This window comes from Phenylobacterium conjunctum, from assembly GCF_042679085.1.
Classification (GTDB): Bacteria; Pseudomonadota; Alphaproteobacteria; order Caulobacterales; family Caulobacteraceae; genus Phenylobacterium; species Phenylobacterium conjunctum.
This window is the reverse complement of the sequence record NZ_JBHTLQ010000011.1, coordinates 50,833-75,600: the sequence shown is the minus strand read 5'-3', so window position 1 is coordinate 75,600 and position 24,768 is coordinate 50,833. Positions and strand designations below refer to the sequence as shown.

At 69.0% G+C, this 24,768-nt stretch carries 22 protein-coding genes; 10 read left to right on the top strand and 12 right to left on the bottom strand.

Annotated elements, in window-relative coordinates; translation table 11 throughout:
- Nucleotides 1-75 precede the first annotated feature (75 nt).
- Nucleotides 76-588 (top strand): TIGR02281 family clan AA aspartic protease, encoded by a 513-nt coding sequence (locus ACFQ27_RS06995; RefSeq protein WP_377353096.1) that lies wholly within the window; start codon nt 76-78, stop codon nt 586-588.
- On the opposite strand, the gene dusA is transcribed toward ACFQ27_RS06995, so the two are convergent.
- On the bottom strand, nt 532-1,569 hold the full coding sequence (gene dusA / locus ACFQ27_RS06990; RefSeq protein ID WP_377353095.1) for a tRNA dihydrouridine(20/20a) synthase DusA: 1,038 nt from the start codon (nt 1,567-1,569) through the stop codon (nt 532-534). The two genes, ACFQ27_RS06995 and dusA, sit on opposite strands and share 57 nt — an antisense overlap.
- 549 nt (nt 1,570-2,118) lie before the next feature.
- Between dusA and ACFQ27_RS06985 the strand changes: the two genes are divergently transcribed.
- On the top strand, nt 2,119-3,696 hold the full coding sequence (locus ACFQ27_RS06985; protein WP_377353094.1) for a methyl-accepting chemotaxis protein: 1,578 nt from the start codon (nt 2,119-2,121) through the stop codon (nt 3,694-3,696).
- Nucleotides 3,696-5,273 (top strand): PAS domain-containing hybrid sensor histidine kinase/response regulator, encoded by a 1,578-nt coding sequence (locus ACFQ27_RS06980; protein WP_374344952.1) that lies wholly within the window; start codon nt 3,696-3,698, stop codon nt 5,271-5,273. The genes ACFQ27_RS06985 and ACFQ27_RS06980 overlap by 1 nt, the downstream gene beginning before the upstream one ends.
- A gap of 9 nt (nt 5,274-5,282) precedes the next feature.
- Here ACFQ27_RS06980 and ACFQ27_RS06975 read toward each other — a convergent pair whose 3' ends face one another.
- From ACFQ27_RS06975 to ACFQ27_RS06965, 3 genes are all read right to left on the bottom strand, one after another.
- Nucleotides 5,283-6,566 (bottom strand): acyl-CoA dehydrogenase family protein, encoded by a 1,284-nt coding sequence (locus tag ACFQ27_RS06975; protein ID WP_374344953.1) that lies wholly within the window; start codon nt 6,564-6,566, stop codon nt 5,283-5,285.
- A 63-nt stretch (nt 6,567-6,629) separates the two neighbouring features.
- Nucleotides 6,630-7,430: a dihydropteroate synthase gene (folP, locus tag ACFQ27_RS06970; RefSeq protein ID WP_377353093.1), complete on the bottom strand. Its 801-nt coding sequence runs from the start codon at nt 7,428-7,430 to the stop codon at nt 6,630-6,632.
- Nucleotides 7,431-7,511: 81 nt separating this feature from the next.
- Nucleotides 7,512-7,907, bottom strand: coding sequence for an MAPEG family protein (locus ACFQ27_RS06965; protein WP_374344955.1), 396 nt, complete (start codon nt 7,905-7,907; stop codon nt 7,512-7,514).
- A gap of 81 nt (nt 7,908-7,988) precedes the next feature.
- Between ACFQ27_RS06965 and ACFQ27_RS06960 the strand changes: the two genes are divergently transcribed.
- From ACFQ27_RS06960 to ACFQ27_RS06940, 5 genes are all read left to right on the top strand, one after another.
- A complete protein-coding gene (locus tag ACFQ27_RS06960; protein ID WP_377353092.1) occupies nt 7,989-8,621 on the top strand; it encodes an RNA polymerase sigma factor in 633 nt (210 codons plus the stop codon).
- Between the two features lie 112 nt (nt 8,622-8,733).
- Complete coding sequence (locus tag ACFQ27_RS06955; protein ID WP_374344958.1) at nt 8,734-9,699, top strand: FecR family protein; 966 nt, start codon at nt 8,734-8,736, stop codon at nt 9,697-9,699.
- A 144-nt stretch (nt 9,700-9,843) separates the two neighbouring features.
- Nucleotides 9,844-12,138: a TonB-dependent receptor gene (locus tag ACFQ27_RS06950; protein WP_377353091.1), complete on the top strand. Its 2,295-nt coding sequence runs from the start codon at nt 9,844-9,846 to the stop codon at nt 12,136-12,138.
- Between the two features lie 288 nt (nt 12,139-12,426).
- The gene (locus tag ACFQ27_RS06945; protein WP_374344960.1) at nt 12,427-13,728 is read left to right on the top strand and encodes a PQQ-dependent sugar dehydrogenase; all 1,302 of its coding nucleotides are present in this window, start codon (nt 12,427-12,429) and stop codon (nt 13,726-13,728) included.
- Between the two features lie 4 nt (nt 13,729-13,732).
- A complete protein-coding gene (locus ACFQ27_RS06940; protein ID WP_377353090.1) occupies nt 13,733-14,341 on the top strand; it encodes a hypothetical protein in 609 nt (202 codons plus the stop codon).
- Here ACFQ27_RS06940 and ACFQ27_RS06935 read toward each other — a convergent pair.
- The 8 genes from ACFQ27_RS06935 to ACFQ27_RS06900 form a co-directional block, all read right to left on the bottom strand.
- The gene (locus tag ACFQ27_RS06935; RefSeq protein WP_377353089.1) at nt 14,338-16,356 is read right to left on the bottom strand and encodes a TonB-dependent receptor domain-containing protein; all 2,019 of its coding nucleotides are present in this window, start codon (nt 16,354-16,356) and stop codon (nt 14,338-14,340) included. The two genes, ACFQ27_RS06940 and ACFQ27_RS06935, sit on opposite strands and share 4 nt — an antisense overlap.
- Before the next feature lie 146 nt (nt 16,357-16,502).
- On the bottom strand, nt 16,503-17,201 hold the full coding sequence (locus ACFQ27_RS06930; protein ID WP_377353088.1) for an SDR family NAD(P)-dependent oxidoreductase: 699 nt from the start codon (nt 17,199-17,201) through the stop codon (nt 16,503-16,505).
- Nucleotides 17,202-17,208: 7 nt separating this feature from the next.
- Nucleotides 17,209-18,381 (bottom strand): acetyl-CoA C-acetyltransferase, encoded by a 1,173-nt coding sequence (locus ACFQ27_RS06925; RefSeq protein ID WP_374344964.1) that lies wholly within the window; start codon nt 18,379-18,381, stop codon nt 17,209-17,211.
- Nucleotides 18,382-18,499: 118 nt separating this feature from the next.
- Nucleotides 18,500-19,414, bottom strand: a complete 915-nt coding sequence (locus tag ACFQ27_RS06920; protein WP_377353087.1) for a hypothetical protein — start codon at nt 19,412-19,414, stop codon at nt 18,500-18,502.
- Nucleotides 19,411-20,337: a glycosyltransferase family 2 protein gene (locus ACFQ27_RS06915; RefSeq protein WP_377353086.1), complete on the bottom strand. Its 927-nt coding sequence runs from the start codon at nt 20,335-20,337 to the stop codon at nt 19,411-19,413. The genes ACFQ27_RS06920 and ACFQ27_RS06915 overlap by 4 nt, the downstream gene beginning before the upstream one ends.
- The gene (locus ACFQ27_RS06910) at nt 20,338-21,474 is read right to left on the bottom strand and encodes a GNAT family N-acetyltransferase (RefSeq protein ID WP_377353085.1); all 1,137 of its coding nucleotides are present in this window, start codon (nt 21,472-21,474) and stop codon (nt 20,338-20,340) included.
- Between the two features lie 64 nt (nt 21,475-21,538).
- On the bottom strand, nt 21,539-22,033 hold the full coding sequence (locus ACFQ27_RS06905) for a GAF domain-containing protein (RefSeq protein WP_377353084.1): 495 nt from the start codon (nt 22,031-22,033) through the stop codon (nt 21,539-21,541).
- Nucleotides 22,034-22,058: 25 nt separating this feature from the next.
- Entirely contained in the window at nt 22,059-23,018 is a 960-nt protein-coding gene (locus ACFQ27_RS06900) for a response regulator (protein ID WP_377353083.1), read from the bottom strand.
- A gap of 109 nt (nt 23,019-23,127) precedes the next feature.
- Here ACFQ27_RS06900 and ACFQ27_RS06895 point away from each other — a divergent pair, with 109 nt between their 5' ends.
- Together ACFQ27_RS06895 and ACFQ27_RS06890 are read left to right on the top strand one after the other, a co-directional pair.
- On the top strand, nt 23,128-24,339 hold the full coding sequence (locus tag ACFQ27_RS06895; RefSeq protein ID WP_377353082.1) for a M24 family metallopeptidase: 1,212 nt from the start codon (nt 23,128-23,130) through the stop codon (nt 24,337-24,339).
- Nucleotides 24,340-24,368: 29 nt separating this feature from the next.
- Nucleotides 24,369-24,743 (top strand): limonene-1,2-epoxide hydrolase family protein, encoded by a 375-nt coding sequence (locus ACFQ27_RS06890; RefSeq protein ID WP_377353080.1) that lies wholly within the window; start codon nt 24,369-24,371, stop codon nt 24,741-24,743.
- Nucleotides 24,744-24,768: the final 25 nt, after the last annotated feature.

Sequence of the window (24,768 nt, the reverse complement as noted above, 5' to 3'; positions counted from 1 at the left end):
ACCGGTTGCAAACCGGTGCGGTCTTAGCGTTCCCCGAGAACTGGCCCGAAGGGGCGAAGGACCTGGGGTGTCGACATGCTCAGAATGGCCGTCCTGGCCCTGGTGTGCGCGGTCTCCGCGGTGGGCGCGGCGCAGGCCGTGGCCGCCTTCGACCCCAATCGTCACCTCGCCAGCCTGACCACCGAGACCGTCCAGGCGCCCATCGAAGCCGCCGCCACCGGCGAGCCGGCCCAGATCGCCAAGGCCGCCGATGGCCACTACTGGGCTGAGGCCTCGGTCAACGGCTCACGCGTGCGCTTCCTGGTCGACACCGGCGCCAGCGCCGTGGCCCTCACCCCCGACGACGCCAAGCGGCTCGGCTTCGAGCCGTCCAAGCTGAACTACGCCTACAAGGTGATGACCGCCAACGGCGAGGCCCACGCCGCCGCCGTCAAGCTGGCCTCCGTCTCGGTCGCCGGGACCAAGGTCACCGACGTCGACGCCCTGGTGCTGGACAAGGGGCTCGACGCCTCCCTGCTGGGCATGACCTATCTAGGCCGCCTCTCCCGCTTCGAGGCCACCCGCAGCTCGCTGATCCTGCGCCCGTAGGGCCAGGGCGGAGCGCACCGCCTCCAGCGCCTGGTCCACAACCTCCAGGCCGGCGCCAGGCTTCACCCCCTCCACCGTCAGAATCCGCCGCCAGGCCCGCGCGCCGGGCAGGCCATGGAACAGGCCCAGCATGTGCCGGCTCATCGCCGCCAGGTGCACGCCGCCCGCCAGCTGCGCGGCCATGTAGGGCCGATAGCGCTCCACCGCCTCAAAGGCGTCGATCTCCGCGCTCGCCTCGCCGAACACCCGCGCATCGACCGCGCCCAGCAGGCCCGGCGTGTGATAGGCCGCCCGGCCGATCATCACCCCGTCCACGTGCTCCAGGTGGGTCATCGCCTCGTCCAGGGCCCCGATCCCGCCGTTGATGGCGATGGTCAGCTCCGGCCGCTCGGCCTTCAGGCGCCAGACCAGCGGATAGTCCAGGGGCGGGATGTCCCGGTTCTCCTTGGGCGACAGCCCCTTCAGCCAGGCCTTGCGGGCGTGCACGACAAAGCTCGTGACCCCGGCCTGGGCGCACAGGTCCACCAGCCGGAACAGGCTTTCTTCTGGATCCTGGTCATCGACGCCGATCCGGCACTTCACGGTCACCGGAACCGACACCGCCGCACCCATGGCGGCCATGCACTCGGCCACCAGCTCCGGCTCGCGCATCAGGCAGGCGCCGAACCGGCCCGACTGCACCCGGTCCGACGGGCAGCCGACATTCAGGTTGATCTCGTCATAGCCCAGGTCCGCCCCGATCCGCGCCGCGGCCACCAGGTCCTTGGGCTCCGATCCGCCCAGCTGCAGGGCGACGGGATGCTCGACCGGGTCATAGCCCAGCAGTCGCTCGCGATCCCCATGCAGCACCGCCCCGGTGGTCACCATCTCGGTGTAGAGCAGGGTGCGCGCACTCAGGCTCCGATGCAGCACCCGGCAGTGCCGATCGGTCCAGTCCATCATCGGCGCGACGGACAGGCGGTGGGCGGGAAATTCAGGCATCTGCTCGAAGGGTGAAGCTGGACATCGGCGCCGCGCACGGCGTGGCCCCTATAGCAGACCGGAGCGCCCAACCCCACTGCGGCGCCCGCCGAATTGGCGACAAGTCTGATTATGCAATCAATTCAGGGGCTAGCGCGACAGCGCATGCGGCGGTTCGCCGCAGGACGCCGAAGGCGCCGCGGACGAGAGATGAACGCGTGGCGAGAAATTGACACGCAGAAAGCCGAAAGTGTGAAGTCTCTGAACAGAGGTCGATGTTCTCGCAGCCTCAAAAGCACACCCAAATTGGAATCGAGGAACGCGAGCGCAATACACGCAATAACATTCTTAAACAAGAACAACATATATTTCAGTAATTCGACGCATCACTCGAAATGAGTACAAATTATACGATGCGAAATCAACTCATTATGACCGCGTTCATTATACTCATATGGGGCATACGTAGAATTACGAACCCCATCAACTTGCTGAATTAAGGCGCACTTAGGAATTGGAGGCCTCCCTGCAGACCACGCCGCGACGTGGCGCAGTAATTGACAGAACGACATGACCGCCAAACACACCTTGGCCGAACGCCTGGATTTCCTGGGACTGGATGCTGCTGATCAGGCGCGGCTTCGCGGGATCAAGCCCGTGGTGGAAGCCAGCATCGGACCGGCCCTCGACGCCTTCTATGACAAGGTGCGCCGCAGCCCGCAGGTCGCCTCCTTCTTCCGCGACGACCGGCACATCGCCCACGCCAAGGCCAAGCAGGCCGAGCACTGGCAGGTGATCACCTCGGGTCAGTACGGCGCCGAATACGCCCAGGGCGTCCAGGCCATCGGCCAGACCCATGCCCGCCTTGGCCTGGAGCCGCGCTGGTACCTCGGCGGCTACGGCCGGGTTCTGGAAAGCCTCCTGGCCGCTGTGTTGGAAAAGCACTGGCCCCGGACGGTCCTGGGCCGCAAGGCCGGACTGGAAGACGCCGCTGGCGACATCGGCGCCCTCGCCAAGGCCACCTTGCTCGACGTCGACCTAGCCATCTCCATCTATCTCGAGGCCATTGAGGCCAAGCGCCAGGAAGCCGAGACCGCGCGTCTCGAGGCCCAGGCCCGCCAGACCCAGGCCCTCGAGGCGGTGGCCGCCGCCCTTCGACAGCTCAGCATGGGGGACCTACGCGCCCGCATCGACGTCCCGATGGCGCCGGAGTTCGACGGTGTGAAAAGCGACTTCAACGAGACGGTGGCGCGCCTGAACGAGGCCATGGGTGGGGTCTGGGACGCCAGCAACCTGATCCGCGCCGGGTCGGAGGAGATCTCCGAAGCCTCCAACGACCTGTCCCAACGCACCGAGCACCAGGCCGCCAGCTTGGAGCAGACCAGCGCCGCCCTGGCCGAACTGACCGCGGCGGTGCGCAAGATGGCCGCCGAGGCCACCGATGCGTCCCAGGCGGTCTCACGGATGAGCGCCGACGCCGAGCGCTCCTCCAAGGTGGCCGATGACACGGTGGGCGCCATGGAGCGCATCGCCCAGACCTCGCGCCAGATCGACCAGATCATCGGCGTCATTGACGAAATCGCCTTCCAGACCAACCTCCTGGCGCTCAACGCTGGTGTGGAGGCGGCCCGCGCCGGGGAAGCCGGCAAGGGCTTCGCCGTGGTGGCCTCCGAGGTGCGGGCGCTGGCTCAGCGCTCTGCGGAGGCGGCCAAGAACATCAAGTCGCTGATCTCCGCCGCCAGCAGCGAGGTTCAGGTCGGCGTCGACATGGTCGGGCGCACCGGGGAGGCCCTCCTGCGGATCGGCGGCGAAGTCACCCGCGTCGACGGCCTGGCCCGCGAAATCGCCCGGCTGGCCCAGGAACAGTCCAGCGGCCTGGCCGAGATCGAGGCCGCTGTCAGCCAGATGGACCAGGTCACCCAGCAGAACGCCGCCATGGTCGAGGAGGCCACCGCCGCCACCCTGTCCCTGAAAGGCGAGACCCAGCGCCTGCACCAGCTCGTGGGCGGCTTCCAGGTTGATCGCGCCGAACCCGAACCTCGCCCGGCGCCGAGGGCGGTCCAGAGCTATGAGCCAAGGACGCGGCGGGTCGCGGCCGGCGGCGGCCGTCGCCCCATGGCGGTCAACAGCGGCTGGGAGGAGTTCTGATGCCCCACCGGGCGCGCCTGCTGGAGGCGGTGTTGGACCGCCCATCGTCGGCAGCATGGCCAGCCGGCGCGTCCCTGGCCCTGGCGCTGGACGAGGCGGCGATCGTCGCCATCACCGACGTCGCCGGGACCATCACCTACTGCAACGACAAGTTCTGTGAGCTCAGCGGCTATGCGCGAGATGAGCTGATCGGCGCCAACCACCGTCTGCTGAAATCCAGCGCCCATCCGCCGGAGATGTTCCGCGACCTCTACCGGACCATCGCTCAGGGGGGCGTCTGGCGCGGCACCCTGTGCAATCGTCGCAAGGACGGCGACCTCTACTGGGTCAACACCACCATCGTGCCGCAGCTCGGCCCCCAGGGGCGGCCCCAGTCCTATATCGCCATCCGCTTTGACGTGACCGAGCACATCGCCCTGCAGGCCGAGCTGGCCCGGGCCAAGCTTGAGGCGGACCGGGCGGCCACCGACAAGGGTCGCTTCTTCGCCAACATGAGCCACGAACTACGCACGCCCCTGGCCGGCGTGACCGGTCTGGTTCACCTGCTGACCGGGACCCGACTTGACCCGGTACAGAGCGGCTATGTGAACACCCTGCGGGAGACCGCCGAGCTTCTGCGGGTGCTGGTCGATGACGTGCTGCTGCTGTCCCAGGCCGAGGCCAACGCCATCACCCTGCATCGCCAGCCGACCTGCGTCGCCAACCTAGCCCGCCGGGTCGGCGACATGGTGGCGCCAACCGCCGCCGCCAAGGGCGTCAGGCTCGCCGTGATCTGCGCCGAGGACCTGCCGGAGCACTTGCAGCTTGACCCGTCGCGTCTGTCCCAGGTGCTGGCGAACCTGCTGGGCAACGCAGTCAAGTTCACCGACGCCGGCGATGTGACACTGCGGGTCGATTGGCGCGCTGGGACTCTGTGCTGCGAGGTCACCGACAGCGGCCCCGGTTTCAACCCGGAGCAGAAAGCTCGCCTGTTCCGGGCCTTCGAACAAGACACCGGCAGCGGCCACTATGCCGAGGGCACGGGCCTGGGCCTGGCGATCGCCGCTGGCATCATCCACGCGATGCAGGGCTGGATCGACGCTGAGAACCGCGCTGAAGGCGGCGCCCGTTTCTGGTTCGAGATCGTGGCCCCGCTGTCAGCGGCGCTCGCCCCCGAGCAGACCCAGCCCGAACCGGCTGACCTGGTTCAGACCTGTCGCCGGGTGCTGGTGGTCGAAGACAACGAGACCCTGCGGTTCCTGGCCCAGCACATCCTAGAGGACGCCGGCCACGCTGTGACCCTGGCCGTGGATGGCGAGGACGGGGTGCGCCAGCTCCGCAGCCAGCCCTTCGACCTTTGCCTCATGGACCTGCGCATGCCACGGATGGGTGGACCGGAGGCCGTCGCGCTCATCCGCGCCGACCCCGATCCCCGGGTGAGCGGGACGCCGGTGGTCGCCCTGTCGGCGGACATCCTGGACTACCAGGACGAAACCCTCGCCGCCTTGGGCTTTGACGGCTTTCTCGCCAAGCCGATCCAGGTGGCGGAATTGCTGGCCCTGGTCAGTCTGATCGGTCAGGCCGCCGAAGCGGCCTGACCCCAATCCTCAAGCCCGAACCGGCGCGGCGTCCGCCACCGCGCCCTCGCGCCAGGCCCGCATGCGGGCGGCGTGGCGGCCCATTTCAAGGCGGGCGATGGCGCGCAGGTGGACCTCGTCGGGACCGTCGGCGATGCGCAGGGCGCGCTGGCCGGCATAGGCGCGGGCCAGGCCGAAGTCTTCCGACAGGCCGCCGCCGCCATGGGCCTGGATAGCGTCGTCGATGACCCGCAGAGCCATGCGCGGCGCCGAGACCTTGATCATGGCGATCTCGAGCTGGGCTTCCTTGTTGCCCGCCTTGTCCATCATGTCGGCGGCCTTCAGGCACAAGAGGCGGCTGGCCTCGATGTCCAGGCGGGCCTCGCCGATCCGCTGCTCCCACACCGACTGGTCAGCCAGGCGCTTGCCGAAGGCGATCCGCGAAGTCAGGCGGTCGACCATCTTCTCCAGCGCCACCTCGGCCGCGCCGATGGTGCGCATGCAGTGGTGGATGCGGCCCGGGCCAAGCCGGCCTTGCGCGATCTCGAAACCGCGGCCCTCGCCCAGCAGCACGTTCTCCACCGGCACCCGCACGTCGCGCAGCACCACCTCGGCGTGGCCGTGCGGGGCGTCGTCATAGCCAAACACCGGCAGCATCCGGACGATCTCGATGCCGGGTGCGTCGGTAGGCACCAGGATTTGGGACTGCTGGGTGTGGCGCTGGCTCTCCGGGTCGGTCTTGCCCATCAGCACCGCCACCTTGCAGCGCGGATCGCCCAGGCCCGAGGACCACCACTTGCGGCCGTTGATCACGTACTCGTCGCCCTCGCGGCGGATCGAGGTCTGGATGTTGGTGGCGTCCGACGAGGCCACGTCCGGCTCGGTCATCAGGAACACTGAGCGGATCTCGCCGTCCATCAGCGGCCGCAGCCACTTGGCCTTCTGCTGCGGGGTGCCGTACTGGCGCAGCACCTCCATGTTGCCGGTGTCGGGCGCCGAACAGTTGAACACCTCCGACGCAAAGCCCACCCGGCCCATCTCCTCGGCGCACAGGGCGTATTCCAGATTGGAAAGACCGGGGCCGGCATAGTCGGGATCGTCGTGCTCGGACTTGTTCAGGAACAGGTTCCACAGGCCTTCTGAATAGGCCTTGGCCTTCAGTTCCTCGATCACCGGGATCACCGTCCAGCGCGCCGCGCCTTCCTGGGTGAAGTGTCGGTTATAGGCCGGGATCGCCGGATAGACGTGGGCGGCCATGAAGTCGCGCACACGGTCGCGCCAGTAGGTCTCGCGCTCGCTCAGGCCAAAGTCCATCTTCTGTCTCCCTCGAAATCGAGGGAGCCTTAGGCGGTGGCTGAACCCCCGCCTTGACCGGGATCAACGCGCCGCCTGGACCTGCGTCGCCGTCCAGACCGCCCAGGCCTGCTTGAGGCCCCTGGGATCATGGGTGCGGATGTAGTCGCAACCCTGGGCCGCCGCCCACAGCTCGCCCGCCAGGGTGGCCGGCCCAGCCTCCTCGGCGCTCACCCCGGCGACGGCGCGCAGGAACGACTTGCGCGACACCGAGACCAGCAGGGGCAGGCCCAGGGCCTTCAGTTCCGGCAACCGCGCCAGCACGCGGAACGACGTCTCGGGATTGGCGCCCAGGAAGAAGCCCATGCCGGGATCGAGGATGATCCGATCCCGCGCCACGCCCGCGGCCTCCAGCTCGGCGACCCGGCGCTGGAAGAAGTCGAGGATCGCCTCCACCGCCCGGTCCGGCTCCAGCCCCGCCTCCCGCGTCGCCAGCCCCTCGGCCTGGACGGCGTGCATCACCACCAGCCGGCAGTCGAACCCGGCCAGGGCCTCGCGCACCCGCGCATCCGGAAAGCCGTGGATGTCGTTCAAATAGCCGACGCCCCGCGCCGCCGCCGCCAGCTGGGTCTCGGCCAGGTAGGTGTCGATGGAGACCTGGTCCAGGCGATCCGCCAGGTGGTTCAGCACCGGCGCGATCCGGCGCAGCTCCTCCTCGGCGCTCACCTTGGCGGCGTCGGGGTTGCTGGCGGCCGGCCCCACATCGACCACGTCCGCGCCCGCGGCCAGCAGCCGCTCGGCCCCCACCACAGCCTCGGCCAGGGGCGTCCGACTGTCGGCGAAGAACGAGTCCTCGGTGAGGTTCAGGATGCCGAAGATCTTCAAGGCCGCTGCTCCTGCGGATAGGCGGCCCCAATTGGCCCGGAGCGGCGCGAAAGTCGAGACGCCGCCCCGAGCTCTAGGACCTCAGGCGAAGCCCAGCAGGTGCGCCAGCACCATCACGATCCCAGCCAGGCCCACGCCCCAGATCAGCGGCCGGATCAGCGGCAGGCCGGCCAGATAGACCACCGCGTGCGCCACCCGCGAATAGAAGAACAGCTGCGCGCCCAGCACGGTCAGCGGGCTCGACGCGTCCATCACCGCCACCATCAGCAGCAGCGGCGCCATCATGGTCAGGCCCTCGCGGTGGTTCTGCACCACCCGCCCGGCCCGGGCCTGGAACACGCCAGGCGGCGGCAGGTCGTCCCGGGAATTGGCCAGCGGCATCAGGCCCTGGGTGCGGATGCCCGCCACCACCTGGATCACGATCAGAACCAGCAGCAGGGCCACGCAATAGGCCAGCATGGTCAGTTCGACGCTCATGTTTCACTCCCCCTTTTTGACGCCGCGTATGAGGCGCGGCCTGGGCGGACGATCCGCCCGCTGCGCCCTTGGGTCAACGGCATGGCTGAGAGCCGCCTTGACCCCTGCCCCGACGGCTCTAGGCTGGCTCGCGAGGGGCCCGACCGGGCGTGCGACCGTGTGGAGCTCAAGCTGGCCAGCGACGACGACAGCGGCCCGCCGTCCACCGCGGGAGACCTGCTTGGTCTCTATCTCGAGAAGCGCGCCAACCTCGTGCGCTTCTTCGCGGCGCGCCTCGGCGCCCGCGCGGCCGCCGAGGACCTCGCCCAGGACCTGTACCTGAAGATCGCCGCCCTGCCCGCCGATGAGCCGGTGCAGAACCCCAACGCCCTGCTCTACCGGATGGGCGCCAATCTCATGCTCGATCGCATGCGCCAGGACCGCCGCGCCGCGGCCAGAGAGGGCGCCTGGCGCGAGACCGTCACCGTCCGCATCGGCGCCGAGGATATTCAGGACGAGCCGGCCGTCGACGACGCCATCGGCGATCGCCAGCGGCTGGCCCAGTTGATCGCCGGCCTGCAGGACCTGCCGCCGCGCATGCGCCAGGCCTTCCAGCTTCACAAGCTCCAGGGGCTGAGCCACGCCGAGACCGCCCGCGCCATGGGCGTTTCGGTCAGCGCGGTCGAAAAGCACATCAGCGGCGCCCTCAAGACCCTCCTGGCGAGGCTCGGATGACTCCTTCCCGGCCCTTTGCGCATTTTTTCAAGGTCCCGAACGGGGGGCGCGTCGCCGCGGCGGCGTCATTCCATCAGGACAGCAGCCTTGGCTGCTATGCGGGCGCGACGACATGACCGAGCCGTCACCTCATACGCTGAACACCGCACAGGCGGCCGCCGCCGACTGGCTGGCCCGCCTGGACCGTCCGAACGTGGGCGAGGCCGACTGGACCGACTTCGACGCCTGGCTGAACGCCGCACCGGAACACCAGCAAGCCTATGACCAGCTCCTGGCGCTCTGGTCGGAGATGGAGGCCGCGGCGCCGCACCTTGACCGCGCCCTGACTCAGCCGTCGCGATCCCGCCCCGACGCTTCACGCCGCTGGCTGCTGGCGGGCGGTCTCGCCGCCGCCGGCCTTGTTGCGGCGGTGACGCCCTGGGGCGACATCACCGCCCCCACGACGACCTATCAGACCGCCAAGGGCGAGCGCCTGAGCGTCGCCCTGACCGACGGCAGCCGGATTGACCTGAACGCCGGCACCCGGCTCACCGTGCGGCTCATGGGCCGTGAGCGGCGGGTGGTGATGACCGAAGGCCAGGCCATCTTCGATGTCGCCAAGGACGCCCGCCGCCCCTTCCTGATCGAGGCCGGCGACCGCACTGTCCGCGTGCTCGGCACCCAGTTCGACGTCCGCTATCGCGACGGCCGCCAGTCGGTCACCGTGGCCCGCGGCCGCGTCGAGGTGCGCCCCTCCGCCGGCGCGGCCGGCCAGGCCTATCGCCTGACGGTCGGCCAGCGCCTGGATCATGAGACCGGCGGCGCCGAGGCCCGGATCAGCACCGCCTCGCCCCAGGCCGTGTTCGCCTGGCGCACCGGCCAGCTGGTCTATCGCAACGAGCCCCTGGCCAATGTCGTCGCTGACCTGAACCAGTACTCGGACCAACCCCTGAAGGTGGCCGACGCGCGCACCGGGCGGCTGCCTTTCTCCGGGGTGCTGGCGGCCTCGAACAGCCACGACATGGCGCGCACCCTCACTTTGATCGCCCCGGTGACTTCCACTTCAACGCCCGAAGGCCTACTGCTGCGCGCCAAGTAGGTTCGCCTGCAAGGATTGGTCGTTCGGGGGGCTGCCGCGACACACGACCGGGCCCGCGCCGCGCTGCTCGGCGCGACGGTTCTCGCCGTCGCGTGCGCGCTTGCGCCTCCGGCTCGGGCGGCTGGCAAGGCTCTCCGACTGGCGGTGCCGGCCCAGTCCCGGGCCGAGGCCCTGATCGACCTGGCGCTGCAGTCCGGCGTGTCCATCGGCGGGGTCGGCAATTGCCCGGGCCGGTCCGCCGCCCTGACCGGCGCCTACACGCTCAAGGACGCGCTGGAGCGCCTGACCGCCGGGGCCTGCGCCTTCGAGATCGTTGATGCGCGCGTGGTGCGCATCTCTCCCCTGCGGCGCACGCCGCCGCCCAGTCCGCGCCTGCCCCCGCCGCCGCCGCCCTCCATCGTGTCCGAAGTGCTGGTGACGGCCACCAAGCGGGTCGAAGACGCCAATCGCCTGCCGGCCTCGATCAGCGTCATCGGCGCCGATCAGCTGGAGACCGCGGGTGTGAAGGACGCCGCCGGCCTGATGCGGCTGGCGGCCGGCATGACCACCACCAACCTCGGACCGGGCCGCGACAAGATCATGTTGCGCGGCATCTCCGACGGAGCGTTCACGGGGCGCACCCGCTCCACCGTCGGCATCTTCCTTGACAACGCGCCGATCACCTACAACGCCCCGGACCCCGACCTTCGCCTCGCCGACGTGACCACGGTGGAGGTGGTGCGCGGCCCGCAGGGCGCCCTCTATGGCGCGGGCTCGATCAGTGGCGTGTACCGCATCATCACCCGCAAGCCGGAGCTCGACGCCTTCCACGCCAAGCTGGGCGCCCTGACCGGCTGGACCAAGTCCGGCTCCGCCAGCACCAGCCTGGAGGCCATGGTCAATGCGCCCCTCATTGAAGGCCGCCTGGCCGCGCGCCTGGTCGCCTATCATGACCTGGAAGGTGGCTATCTGGACGACGTGAACCTGCGCCTCTCCAATGTCGACCGCACCATCCGGGACGGCGGCCGGCTGGCGGTGAAGGCCTGGCTCACCCCGGACTGGACGGTCACCCTGTCGGGCGCCGTGCAGCAGCTGGACTCCAACGACACCCAATACGTCACCGCCTCGAACGCCGGCCTGCAGCGGGCCAACCGGGTGCGGGAAAACCACAAGAACGACTTCGCCCAGGTCGGCCTGGCCATCGAGGGCGCGACGCCCTTCGGCCAGCTGCAGTCCTCCACCGCCTATATCCGGCACGCCTTCGTCAGCCAGTATGACGCCTCGGCCGCCCTTTCCCGCTTCGGGGCCAGCGCCGCCGACCTGGGCGTCTACCAGGAGCGGGCCAAGATCGACATGGTGGTCCAGGACGCGGTCCTGACCTCCACCGCCGCCGGCCGCTACCGCTGGCTAGCCGGGGTCTATGGCGCGGTGTCCAACGAGGACTCCCCGTCCGAACTGCGGGTCGGCGTCAACGCCCTCGCGCCCCGGGCCGTCTATTCAGAGATCCGCAGCGACCGCCTGTCAGAGGTCGCCGCCTATGGCGAGGTGTCGATCGACCTGGGGTCCGGCTGGGGACTGGCCTTCGGCGGCCGCGGCTCGCGCATCAGCCGGCGGACCAGCTCCGACGTCACGGTCAATGTCGCGGGCGGCCAGAGCCGGGCCATGATCCGCAAGGCCGACTTCTCCAACTGGTCGCCCAAGCTCTCGCTGCAGTACGTCTTCCCGAACGGCGCCATGGTCTATGGCCTGGCGACCGAGGGCTACCGGGCCGGAGGGTTCAATTCCGGCGGTCTGGTCGCGCCGAACCCCGCCCGCCGCGCCTATCGGCCGGACCGGCTGCGCAACTACGAGCTCGGCGCCAAGCTGAACCTGCTGGACCAGCGCCTCGATGTGCGGGCCGCCGCCTTCTACGATCTCTGGGACGATATCCAGAGCGACCAGTACTTCCCCTCCGGCCTGCCCTACACAGCCAATGTGGGCGACGGGCGCAATGTCGGCCTGGAGGTCGAGGCCACCTGGCGTCCGGCGCCGGGTTGGGCCTTGCAGTCCAACGCCCTGTTCGATGACCCCAAGATCACCCGCGCCGACCCGCGGTTCGCCAGCCGGATCCAGAACCAGCTTCCGGGCGTGCCCGACATGTCCTTCTCGGCCCTGCTGACCTATGAGCGCCCGTTGCGGGACGGGCTGACCCTGCTGTTCACGGGCCAGACCACCTATGTCGGCCGCTCTCGCCTGACCTTTGACCCGGCGCTCTCGCCGGTTATGGGCGGCTATTTCACCGGCCGCCTGTCCGCCCAGCTCAAGGGACCGGTCTGGCGCCTGGCCGCCTTCCTGGACAATCCGGCCAACACCCAGGCCGACACCTTCGCCTACGGCAATCCCTTCAGCTTCGGCCAGGTGCGCCAGGTCACGCCCCAGCGTCCCCGGACCCTCAGCCTGGTGGCCTCGCGAACTTTTTGATCACCATGACCTGAGGGCGGTTTCATCCGGCGCCGTCTCACCCTGTATCGGCGTCGTTCGACGGCCGCGTGGATTTTGGGGGGCAGGCTTCGCAAGAGGCCTGAACAAGGGCCACGCTGGACCGACGTCGCCGTAGCCTGCGGGGGCGGCCGGATGGAGAGTCCGGAGGGCAGAGCTGGTGGGCGCAGTGCTCGCCGCCGGATCGGGTTCGGTCCGCCCCCGCTGGCGATGCTCCTGACAACAATCCGGTCTATGGTGCGTTCCGCACTTATGCCTGGGAGGACAACCATGCGGCTCAGCCTGGCGGCCATTGGCCTGATCTCGCTTGCGATCACCGGCTGCAGCGAGGGCTCGACCTCGCCGTTTGCGGGGTTCGGCGAGCGGCCTGAACTGCCCACGCCCAAGAAGGCCCTGCTGCCGACGGTCAACATCGCCAAGATCGCGCCGTGGCCCGCGGGCGAACAGCCTACGGCGCCGGCGGGCTTCAAGGTCACCCGCTACGCCGCCGACCTGGACCATCCGCGCTGGCTCTACGTCCTGCCCAACGGCGATGTGCTGGCCGCCGAGTCCGCGACCGAGCCGGCCAAGCCCGAGGGCTTCCGCGACTGGGTCGCCCAGATCATCCAGAAGCAGGCCGGCGCCCTGCAGAAGAGCCCGAACCAGATCGTCCTGCTGCGCGACGCCGACGGCGACGGCGTGGCCGAGTTCCGCAGCGTGTTCGCCACGGACCTGAAGCGGCCCTTCGGCATGGCCCTGGTCGGGGACACGCTCTACGTCGCCAATGACGACGCCATCGTCCGCCTGCCCTATGCGGCCGGGGACACCAAGGCCCGCGGCGCGGCGGTCAAGGTCTTCGATCTGCCGGGCGGCCCGATCAATCACCACTGGACCAAGAACATCATCGCCAGCCCGGACGGGACCAAGCTCTACGCCACCGTCGGCTCCAACTCCAATGTCGGCGAGAATGGTCTGAAGGCCGAGGACGGCCGCGCCCAGGTGGTGGAGTTCACCCTGCCCGCCGGGCCGTCCCGCCCCTACGCCACCGGCCTTCGCAATCCCAACGGCCTGGACTTCGAGCCCGTCACCGGCGCGCTGTGGACGGCCGTCAACGAGCGCGACGAGATCGGTAACGATCTGGTTCCCGACTACATGACGAGCCTCAAGGACGGCGGCTTCTACGGCTGGCCCTGGTCCTACTACGGCGATCATGTGGACGTCCGGGTCCAGCCGCCGCGCCCCGACATGGTGGCCAAGGCCATTGCGCCAGACTATGCGCTCGGCGCCCACACCGCCTCCCTGGGCCTGGCCTTCTACAAGGCGCAAGCCTTCCCGGCCCGCTACCAGGGCGGGGTGTTCATCGGCCAACACGGCTCGTGGAACCGCCGGCCGGCCAGCGGCTACCAGGTGGTCTACATCCCCTTCGCCAACGGTCGCCCCAGTGGCAAGCCCGAAGTGTTCCTGGGCGGCTTCCTGAACGCCAAGGGCCAGGCCCATGGCCGCCCCGTCGGGGTGGCGGTGGACGCCCGCGGCGCCCTGCTGGTGGCCGATGACGCCGGAAACGCCGTCTGGCGCGTGGCCCCGGCCAGCTGAGCCGATGCGCGCCGCCGACCACATCGACCGCTTCGCCCAGTCCCCGCTGGCCCGCTGGTCAGAGGCCCCGCCCTGGGCCCTGACCTCCATGTCGCGGGCCATCGTCGCCGAGCTGGTGGCCGAGCTTAAGGATCGGGCCGACTACCGGATCGAAGGTGACATCGCCGTCCACGTCACCGCCACCGTCGAGGCCGCCGCGATCCTCAAGGGCCCGGCCGTGATCGGCGTTCACGGCTTCATCGCCGCCGGCGCCTATGTGCGCGATGGCTGCTGGCTGGACGACAACTGCATCCTGGGACCCGGCGCAGAGCTGAAATCCAGCTTCATGTTCGCCGGCTCAAAGCTCGCCCACTTCAACTTCGTAGGCGACAGCGTCCTGGGCGCGGGCGTGAACCTGGAGGCGGGCTCCATCATCGCCAACTACCGCAACGAAAAGGCCGACAAGCGCATCCGTTTCCACCACGACGGCCGGTTGATCGACACCGGCGTCGACAAGTTCGGCGCCCTCTTGGCCGACGGCGTGCGTCTGGGCGCCAACGCCGTGGTCGCCCCCGGCGCGGCCCTGGCCCGCGGAAGCCTCGTCCCGCGACTGGGCCTCGTCGACCAGGCCTAGAAGATCTTGCGGACCCGGATGAACAGGGCCCGGCCGAACTGCAGGTTCCGGCTGTCGGTATAGAGCTGCGCGCTCGTGGCCCGCGGTCCCGCCCACACCTCGCGGATGCGGTTCACATCTCGCGCGCCCAGGTTCTGGAACTCTGTGCGGACGATCAGGTCGGGCCGCGGCTTGGCCTCGATGAACACCCCGAACATCGTCTCGGACTTCTTGGTCTCGATCTCGGTCAAGCGGAACGCCCGCTCGCGATAGGCGGAGAACAGATCGATCCCCCAGTTCGACTTCCACGCCGGCAGGTCCTGGGTGAAGTGCAGCTCCCAGTCCAGCGGGTGCAGGATGGAGATCTCGCGCCCCAGACCCGTCGCCGGATCCGTCACCTCGGACTTGCGCCAGGTGGCCTGGGTCTTCAGCTGCGCCCGCGCGATGCCGAGCTTTTCCAGCGGCGTCGACAGGCTGACCACCAGCTCGTCCTTGGTCCCCTCGCCGATATTGCCGGGGGCGTCAGCCACGGCGACGCCCGCCCGGTTGAACACCGGCGCCCGGTCGATCACGTCCTTCAGCTCGTAGTGGCGAAGGGTCAGCACCGCCGCCCCGGTCTTCCAGAACCGCCGCTCAACCGCCGCCTCGGCCACCCAGGCCTGTTGCGGCGACAGGTCCGGATTGCCGGCCAGCAGCGAGCCGGTGTTCACCAGCTGCGACGACGAGACGAAGTCGTCGAAGTTCAGCTGGCTGACCTCACGCTCCACCCGCAGCCGCACCTGGTCCTTGGGATCCGGCGACCAGGTCACCGTGACCCGCGGCTTGGTGAAGCTCAGCGTCTTCTCCAGAACCACGTCGCCGCTGGAGGTCACGGTCGAGCGTTCCTGGCGCACCCCGAACTCGGCCGAAAGCGTCGGGTTGGGTCGCCAGATCGCGGCGGCGGCCACCTGGGCGCGCTGCTCCTCGACCCGCACATTGGCGGCCGGCACCCGGACATTCACGCCGTTCTGGATGAAGCGGGTCTGGCTATCGAGCGTGTTCTTCGCGCCCTCGACAAAGCCTTCCACGGTCCATTGGTCCGAAAGCTTGCGGCGCAGGTTGGCCCGGCCGACGCTCTCGGTGACCTTCTTGTCCAGCCGGAAGTCCCGGTCGATGGTCGCCGAGGTGAAGCGCGCCTTGGTGTCGTTGTCGTTCCATTGCTGGAAGGCGATCAGTTCCAAGGACGTCGGCCCGAAGCTGCGCGACCAGCGCGCGCCGAGCTCGGCCTGGCTCTTGTCCATGGTGTCGTATTCGTATTCCCGGCCCGGCGGCGTCTCCAGCCGATCCATGATCTCGGCCGAATAGGGATTGGGCATGAAGGCCCCGTTCAGGCGCAGTCGCCCGCCGAACGCCGGGGTCTCATAGGCGCCGATCAGCCATTTGCGCAGGCCCCCGGCGTCAGCGTCGACGTTGGAGCGGATCAGCACATTGCCCGCCGGCGTCACCCGAATGCGCTGGCCGTCGCCCAGCTGGTCGTCCGGCCCCTTGCCCAGCACGGTGGACAGCTCCACCAGCTTGCCGTTCCAGCGCCACTGCCACTCGGTGCGCACCGAGTTCAGCACCCGATGGTCATCCAGATAGTGCGACGACAGGCTCACCGCGCCCTGGAAGCCGGCGGTTTGCTTGCGCACCAGGTTGGCCACCACCGTGCGGCCCTGCATGTCGATGCCGGGCGCGCCGCCGCGGATCACATCGATGCGCGCCACCGAGGCGGCCGGGATGCGCCGCAGGATCTCGTCCAGGGTGTCGTTTTTGGCCACCGGCACGGCGCCGTCCACCAGCACGTTGCCGCCCGAGCCTTCCAGGCCGCGCACCACCGTGCCCTTGTCGAAGGTGAAGCCCGGCAGGCGCATGACCATGTCGAGCGCCGTCGTCGGCCCGACCGCCGCGAAATACCCGGCGTTGTACGAGATGACCCCGGTCTCGGGCTCGGCCGCCATGGCCAATTGCGCCGAAGCCGCCAGGGCGCTCAGCGCCAGGAGGATGGTCTTACGCATGACAAGGGCCCCCGCCCTACTTGCCGGCGCCGAGGCGCCGCGCCGCGACTGCGGCTGAAATCCAGAAAAATGAAAGACGCGAGCAAATAACTGACAGGCCTGCCGAAACGGCAGCCGGACGTATTTAGCCGGTTTGCAGCCTAAGGCTAGACCCGGCCGGTCACCGGCAGCAGGGCGCCGGTCACCGCGCGCGCCTCTTCGGACGCCAGGAACAGGATCACCGCTGCAAGGTCAGCGGGCGCAACCCAGGCGGAATGGTCCGCATCGGGCATGTCGGCGCGGTTGGTCGGGGTGTCGATGATCGAGGGCAGGACGGCGTTGACCGTTATCCCCTGGGCCTTCAGCTCCTCGGCCAGGCTTTCGGTCAGCTTGTGGACGCCGGCCTTGGAGGCGGCATAGGCGCCCATGCCGGCGGCGGCCTTCACCGCGCCATTGGCGCCGATATTGACGATCCGGCCCGCCTTGGAGCCCGCCAGGTGCGGGATCGCCGCGCGGCTGGCGTTGGCCGCGGTGGCCAGGTTCATGCGGAACATCGCGTCCCACGCTTCGGGCGCGCCGTCGGCCAGGGTCTGCCAGACGAAGCCGCCGGCGATGTTCACCAGTACGTCCAGCCCGTCGAAGGCTTGGGCCGCATGGTCGATGGCGGTGGTCGCCGCGCCGGGCTCAGACAGATCGACCCCGCCGCGGACCTGGGCCTGGGGCCCGCAGGCCGCCAGCAGGCCCGCGGGCGGGGTCGCTGCATAGTCGATCAGGATGACCTTGTACCCCTGCTCCGCCGCCGCCTTGGCGACCGCGGAGCCGAGGACGCCGAACGCGCCCGTGATGGCGATGACGCGTCCGGCCATCTTGGTCTTACAGACGCTCGACGATGGTCACGTTGGCCATGCCGCCGCCTTCGCACATGGTCTGAAGGCCGTACTTGCCGCCCTTCTGTTCCAGCACGCCCAGCAGGGTCGCCATCAGCTTGGTGCCCGAGGCGCCGAGCGGGTGGCCGAGCGCGATCGCGCCGCCGTTGACGTTGATCTTGGCCGGGTCGGCGCCGAGGTGCTTGGCGTAGGCGACCGGAACCGAGGCGAAGGCTTCGTTGACTTCGAAGGCGTCGATGTCGTCGATCTTCATGCCCGCACGCTTCAGGGCGCGCTCGGTGGCCGGAATCGGAGCTTCCAGCATGATCACCGGGTCATGGCCCAGCAGGGACAGGTGGTGGATGCGGGCCAGCGGCTTCAGGCCGTGTTCCTTCAGAGCCTTTTCCGACACGACCATCACGGCCGAAGCGCCGTCGCAGATCTGGCTGGACGAGGCGGCGGTCAGGCGGCCGTTCTCACGCAGCAGCTTCACACCCTTGATGCCTTCGAGCGAGGCGTCGAAGCGGATGCCTTCGTCGACGGTGTGCAGGGTCTTGTTGCCCTCGGCGTCGGTGATTTCCAGAGCGACGATTTCGTTCTTGAAGGCGCCGGCCTGGGTGGCCGCGATCGCCCGGCGGTGGGACTCGTACGAGAACGCGTCCAGCTCATCCTTGGTCAGGCCGTACTTTTCGGCGACCATTTCGGCGCCCATGAACTGGCTGAACTGGATGTTCGGATAGCGCTCTTCCATCCGCGGGCTCTTGTAGTTGCCGAAGCCGTTCTGAGCCGGCAGCACAGCGGCCAGGCCCATCGGCACGCGGGTCATGCTTTCCACGCCCGAGGCGATCACCACGTCCATGGTGCCGCTCATCACGGCCTGGGCCGCGAACTGCATGGCTTGTTGCGAGGAACCGCACTGACGGTCGACCGAGGTGGCCGGCACGCTTTCCGGCAGCTTGGAGGCCAGCACCGCGTTGCGCGCGATGTTCACGGCCTGCTCGCCCACCTGGCCGACGCAGCCCATGATGACGTCTTCGACGGCGGCCGGATCAATGCCGGTACGGTCGATGATGTTGTTGAGCACCGAGCCGCCCAGGTCGGCCGGATGCCAGTCCTTCAGCTTGCCGCCCTTGCGACCACCAGCCGTACGCGTCGCCGCGACGATATAGGCTTCAGCCATTGTTTCGCTCCCATGGAATGCGCGTCATATGCGCGTCGCTGGCGTCTCTATCTCAGGCGCCGTGGCGGAAGCCAAATGGCTCTCTAACCCCTGCGGGGTCAAGCCTGGGAGCGGTGGTTCAGGCCGGCAGCAGCAGACCCGGCCGGCCCGCGTCCAGCCGGAAGCTGGGGGGCAGGACCCGCTCGTTGGGCTTCTGCAGATTAAGCGCCTTGGCGCCCCGCGCCACGGCCAGCTTGCCGATATTGCCCGGGGTGAAGCCGTCCACCAGCTTCGGCTGCGCGCCAAGCCGGCGGCGCATCAGGCCGTTGGCGTAGATGACATTGGCCCGCATCAGGGCCTGGGGCGTCATGAACTCGATGGACAGCGAGACATTCAGCATCGGGCCGTTCTCGATCCGGTGCGGGGCGTTCTGCTTCCAGGTGACCATCTTGCCAGGGGTCAGGATGTGGCTTTCGGCGCCGGCGTCCCAGGCGGGATCGAAGGCGAACTGCTCGGCGGTCTCGCGCAGGACGATCCGCTCCAGGTCCTGCTCGCCCACATAGGGCTCCTCGACCGGATAGACCCAGACCTGCTTCTGGCCGCGCAGCTGCCAAAGGGTCACCAGCGAGACGTCCAGATGATAGAAGACCTGGGCGTTGGCCGACGAGATCAGCATGCCCAGGTCGCGCTTGAAGGTCTTCAGGCCCGGCGCATGCGCGTGCTTCTCGGCGAAGATTTCCGCCTCCAGCTGGCGATAGGGCTCCAGGTACTCATTGGTGTGGCGCAGGTTCAGCCAGATGCGGCCCGACTTGGCCGCCTCCAGCAGCTGTCCGCCAGACAGGTTGTCAGCCCGACCGCGGCGCCAGGTGGTCCAGGCCTTGGGGTCCTCGCCCATGGTGAAGACGCCGAGCTTTTCGCGCGGATAGGTGTCCAGCAGCTGCTCGAGGCCGGCGTCGTCGAACATCGGCCGCTCGTGCAGGCCGTGCTCGAAGGCGAGGTTCTCGCGGGTGAAGGCGCGCCCCTTCTCCGGGGTCCAGTCCTTGATGATGCTCATGTCGCGGGCCTCAGGCCGTAGAAGTGAATCTTGAAGGGACCCCACCACAGGGTCTTGCCCAGGCCTCGGGCGGCCCGGTCGAGCGTAAAGGCGTAGCGTTCCGAGCCGATCAGCCGCTGGGCCAGGGCCACGGCGCCATAGACCGCGGCCTGGGCCAGGCCGATCAGCATCCAGCGGGCGATCCCCAGCCGGTCGTGCTGGATCGCGCAGGCCGAGCTCGGTCCCTGGCCATACGCAAAGGCCCGGCGGATCGTGTAGTCGAGGGTCAGGCGGGCCGGGACCGGGTCTTCCCAGACCCAGGCCTCAGGCGCCCAGGCGAAGCGCGAACCGCGATCCTTCATGGCCCCGAACAACAGGTCGTCTTCGCCGCCGATGTGGTTGCGGATGGCCGAGAACGGCGCGACCGGATCGGGCAGGCTGGAGCGTTTCAAAAGGCTGTCGCCGCAGCCGTAATAGTGGTCCAGCAGCTGGGCCTCAGCCGGGCCGACCCGCGAGAAGAACCATTCCAGATAGCCGCGATGGCGCGCGATCTCGGCCGGCGCCCGGCCCCGCACGGGACCAAAAACGACATCGGCCTCGAACTGCTTCTGGGCCGCCAGCAAGGCGGCGAGCCAGCCCTCGGGAGCCTCCTCGTCGTCGTCCAGGAAAGCGATAAAGGCGCCGCGCGCCTTGGCCATGGCGGCGTTGCGGGCGTTGGCCACGCCCGGCTCCGGCTCATGCACATAGATGACCGGGAACGGCGCCTCGGCGGCCAGGGCCTCGACGGTGGCCTGGGCCGAGGGCTGGACGTCATTGTCCACCACCACCAGCTCAAGGCTCGAAGCCTCGATCCCCTGCTGGCGGAACGTCGAGCGCACGGCCGTCGTCAGTCCCTCCAGCCGGCGCTGGGTCGGGATGATCAGACTGACGTGCGGGGCGGACATCTAGGCGGCCTCGGATTCCGGGTCGGACTTGCGCAGCGCCCCGGCGGCGGCGGCGAGGCCCCGCACGCGGCCGGCCAGCGACGTCTCCACCATGGCGATGGTGTCCAGTCTGCGCTTGACCTTGTCGACAAATCCTTCACGGCCCGCGCCGGCCCACATCCAGGCGCTCTCGGCGACCTTGGCGGCCAGGCCAAAGGCGCTGTCGGTGGCCGCCAGCCCCTGGCCGATCCGGCGCACGGTGCGGGCATAGGGCTTCTTGTAGTGATCGTGGCCGGGGCCGATGTCGTAGCTGGTCAGGCCCAGAGGCCCCATGGCGTCGATGGCCCGCAGCAGGAACACCTGGCCCGGCGACCAGGCGGCCAGGGCCGGGTCGGTGGAGGCGATCCAGGGGTGATAGACGCCGCCCAGGCGAATGCCGAAGTGCCCCGCCACCAGCCGGTCGCCGGCATAGAGGTTGATCATCAGGCCCTGGAACTCGCCCTCGCGGCGGGCGAACAGATTGCGCAGCAGGTCGCGCGTCCAGTCCGGCCCCAGGAAATCATGCGCCCCGGTGCGGATCAGCTGCTCGCGCTTCCAGGTGAGCAATTGCTCAAAGGCCGCCTCGTCCCAATCGGGCGCACGGACGCTGAGTTCGCCCACCTCGCGGTCCAGCTTGTGGTCCAGGCGGCGATAGTTCTTGAACCGCTTGGGGCTGGCGGCGCGCAGGGCCTCAAGATACTCGGCCGGTTCCCCGTCGAGTTCGATCACATAGGCTTCACGCTCGCCGGCCACCGCGCCCGAAAGCGGGCCGGCCGGATCGATCAGGCCGGTGAAGGGATAGGCGGACAGGCCGGCCTCGGCCATGGCCGCCAGGCCGTCGAAACCGGCTTCGGCCACAACGCCGTGATAGTCGCTGAGCGGCGCGCCAACCGGCCGCGCCAGGCCGCCCGGACGGCGATGATGCGCCAGGAAGGCCACCGCCCGCCCGTCGCGCCGCCACACCGTCACGCGGGTGTCGCCCCTCACCTCGCCCACGGCCAGGGCGAAGTCCGGACCCATCAGCGGATTGGCGTAGGCCGGCTCGGCCGCGCACAGGGCGCGCCAGGCCGCGATATCGACCAGGGACAGTTCGGCGGGATGCAGGGTCTGGGCGGTCATCGGTGCAATGTGTCCCGGAAGGGGAAATTTTCCCCACTTCCTGCAAGCACCGGACCGGGAAGACCTAGCTGAAGGTGGCCGCCAGTATGCGTTCCAGCCAGGCCTTGTCCGTCGCGTCGAACGCCGCCGGCGCCTCGGAATCCACGTCCAGCACGGCGATCAGCTCGCCCGCCTTGCCGAACACCGGGACCACGATCTCGCTGGCCGAGCGGCTGTCGCAGGCGATGTGTCCCGGAAAGGCGTGCACGTCCTCCACCACCTGGGTGGTGCGCGTCGCCGCCGCCGTCCCGCAGACCCCGCGCCCGAAGGCGATCCGCAGGCAGCCCAGCGTGCCCTGGTAAGGCCCGACCACCAGCTCGTCGCCCTTGGCCGGGTCGACCACATAGAAGCCGGTCCAGAAATAGTGCGCAAAGCTGTTGGCCAGCATGGAGGCCACCGTCGCCATGCGCGCGGTCAGGTTGGGCTCGCCCGCCAACACCGAGGCGATCTCCTCGGCGAGCGTGGCGTAGCGCTCCGCCTTTTCGGCGGGCAGGGTCAGGTCGTTGAAGGCTTCGGCCATGGCCGCCCATATAGGCTGGTCCGTCTCAGACCGCGATGGGCATTTCGGTCTTGAGCCGCGCCTCTTCCTTCAGGCGCTCGGCGGCCTTGTACTCCACCGTCAGCTCAAGATTGCGGATGATCTTGTCCGCCTGGGCCGTGTCGGCCTCATCGATCCCCATCAGGGTGACGATGGCGTCGAAGTGCACTTCCAGGATCTCGCGGTCGCAAGCCTCCGGCCCGCCGACGGCGTCGATATAGGCCAGCAGCGAGTTTGTGGTCCGCTCCACGGTGCGGTCGCGCACCTGCAGGGCGCGGAAGCGGGTGTGCTGGATCACCCGGTGGGTCATCTGCATCAGGCTGCGGTCCAGGCCGCCGCGGGCGCGGATCAGCCGGCGCAGGGCGGCCAGCTCGACCGCGATGGTCTGGCGGGTCAGGTTGCGTTCGCCGGCGTCCGACATTTCCACCGGATCGGAGCGGCGCCGCGTCGGGCCGGAATAGTCCAGCTGCGCCTTGCGACGCCGGTCAGGCCCCACATAGGACTCGCTGACCACAAAGGGCCGGGGCTTGCGCAGCACCAGCTCGATCCGCGACAGCAGGGCCGCGGGCGTGAAGGGCTTCAGCACGAACTCGTTGACGCCGGCCTGGCGGGCCAGCTCCACGTCCAGCAGCGCCGCCTGGCTGGTGACCATGACGATGGGGATTTCCGGACGGGGGACGACGTCGCCGCCCACCAGGGCCGCCTGGCGGATGGTCTGCGCAAAGGTCAGGCCGTCCATGTAGGGCATCATCCGGTCGGTGAAGATGATGTCCGGATTGATCGCGTGCAGGCTAGCCAGGGCGTGCTTGGAGTCGGTCTTCACATGCACCCGCCCTACCCCGCCGGCGCGCAGGATGTCGGCGATCAGGCGCGCGGTATGGCCATGGTCGTCCACCACCAGCACGCACAGTTCCGAAAGATCGGCCCGCGTGAGATTAGTGCTGGGAAGACTGCGCCGCGCGCTCATGGAAACCCGTCCCGGTTGCTGGGCTACCATCTCGCGGTGCGCGGGTTGAATTTGGGTTTACTCAGGCCGGCGACGTGGCCCGATTTGGGTAAGGCGAGGGATCGAAGAGATGGCGGGATACGGGATTGGCGGCTCGACCGCGGCGGCGGAACTGGCGGACCTGCGCCCCTGGCCGACCCCCGCGGCGCCCATCAGCCAGGACGAGCGACTCCAACGCCTGGACCGCGCCCGCGCCCTGACCCGCGAGATGGGCGCCCAGGCCCTGCTGATCACCGCCGGCGCCAGCCTGCGCTATTTCACCGGCGTCGCCTGGGGCGCCACGGAGCGCCTGGTGGCCCTGCTGCTGCCGGTGGACGGCGCCCCGCGCATGATCTGCCCGCGCTTCGAACTGGGCTCCCTGGAAGCCAGCCTCGCCATCGCGGCCGGGATCGCCCTGTGGGAGGAGCACGAAAACCCCTGCGCGCTCGCCGCCGCCATGCTCGCCGACCTGGGAGCCACCCGCCTGGCCCTCGACCCCGCCGCGCCCTTCTCGGTCGCCAATGGCCTGGCCAAGACGTCCCCTGGCCTGGAACTGTTGGAGGCCGCGCCGGTGGTCGACGGCTGCCGGATGACAAAGTCGCCGGCCGAACTGGCCCTGATGGCCCAGGCCAAGGCCATGACCCTGGAAGTCCACCGCCGCGCCGCCCGCATCCTGGCCGAGGGGATCACCACCGGCGAGGTCCGCCGCTTCATCGATCAGGCGCATCGGGCGCTCGGGGCCGATGACGGCTCCAGCTTTTGCGCGGTGCAGTTCGGGGTGGCCAGCGCCTATCCCCACGGCCTGCCCGGCGAACAGACGCTCACGTCCGGCGACCTGGTGCTGATCGACACCGGCTGCCGGGTCCAGGGCTACAACTCCGACATCACCCGCACCTATGTCTTCGGTGAACCCAGCCCCGAACACCGCCGGATCTGGGAGATCGAGAAGCGCGCCCAGGCCGCCGCCTTCGCCGCCGTGAAGCCGGGCGTGCCTTGCGAACAGATCGACGCCGTCGCCCGCGCCGTCCTGGAAGCCGAGGGCCTCGGCCCCGACTACGCCCTGCCCGGCCTGCCCCATCGCACCGGCCACGGCATCGGTCTGTCGATCCACGAGGCGCCCTATCTGGTGCGCGGCGACAAGACCCCGCTGCAGCCCGGCATGTGCTTCTCCAATGAGCCGATGATCGTCATCCCCGACCAGTTCGGCGTGCGCCTGGAAGACCACTTCTACGTCACCGAGGACGGCGCGGCCTGGTTCACCGAACCCCAGGTCAGCCTGGAGGCCCCGTTCGGGAACCGCTAAGCAGGTCAAAAGCCCAAAGGGAGGCGCGCGTGAGCCAGGCCAACGAAGACATCATCCGGACGTTCATCGAGGCCTGGAGCCGGCGCGATCCGGAGGAGCTGACGGCCTTCTTCACCCCCGATGGCGTCTATCACAACATGCCGACCCAGCCGGTCGCGGGGCATGCAGCCCTGAAGGGCTTCATCGGGGCCTTCCTGAAGGACTGGACCGCCACCGAGTGGGACATCCTCAACCTGATGTCCAAGGGCGACGTGGTCATCGCCGAGCGCCTGGACCGCACCCTGGTCGGCGCCAAGCCGGTCAACCTGCCCTGCTGCGGGGTCTTTGAGATGCGCGACGGCAAGATCGCCGTCTGGCGCGACTACTTCGACATGGGAACCTATGTGAACGCCCTTAAGGGGTGACGGCCGGGCCGCCACCCCTCTAGGG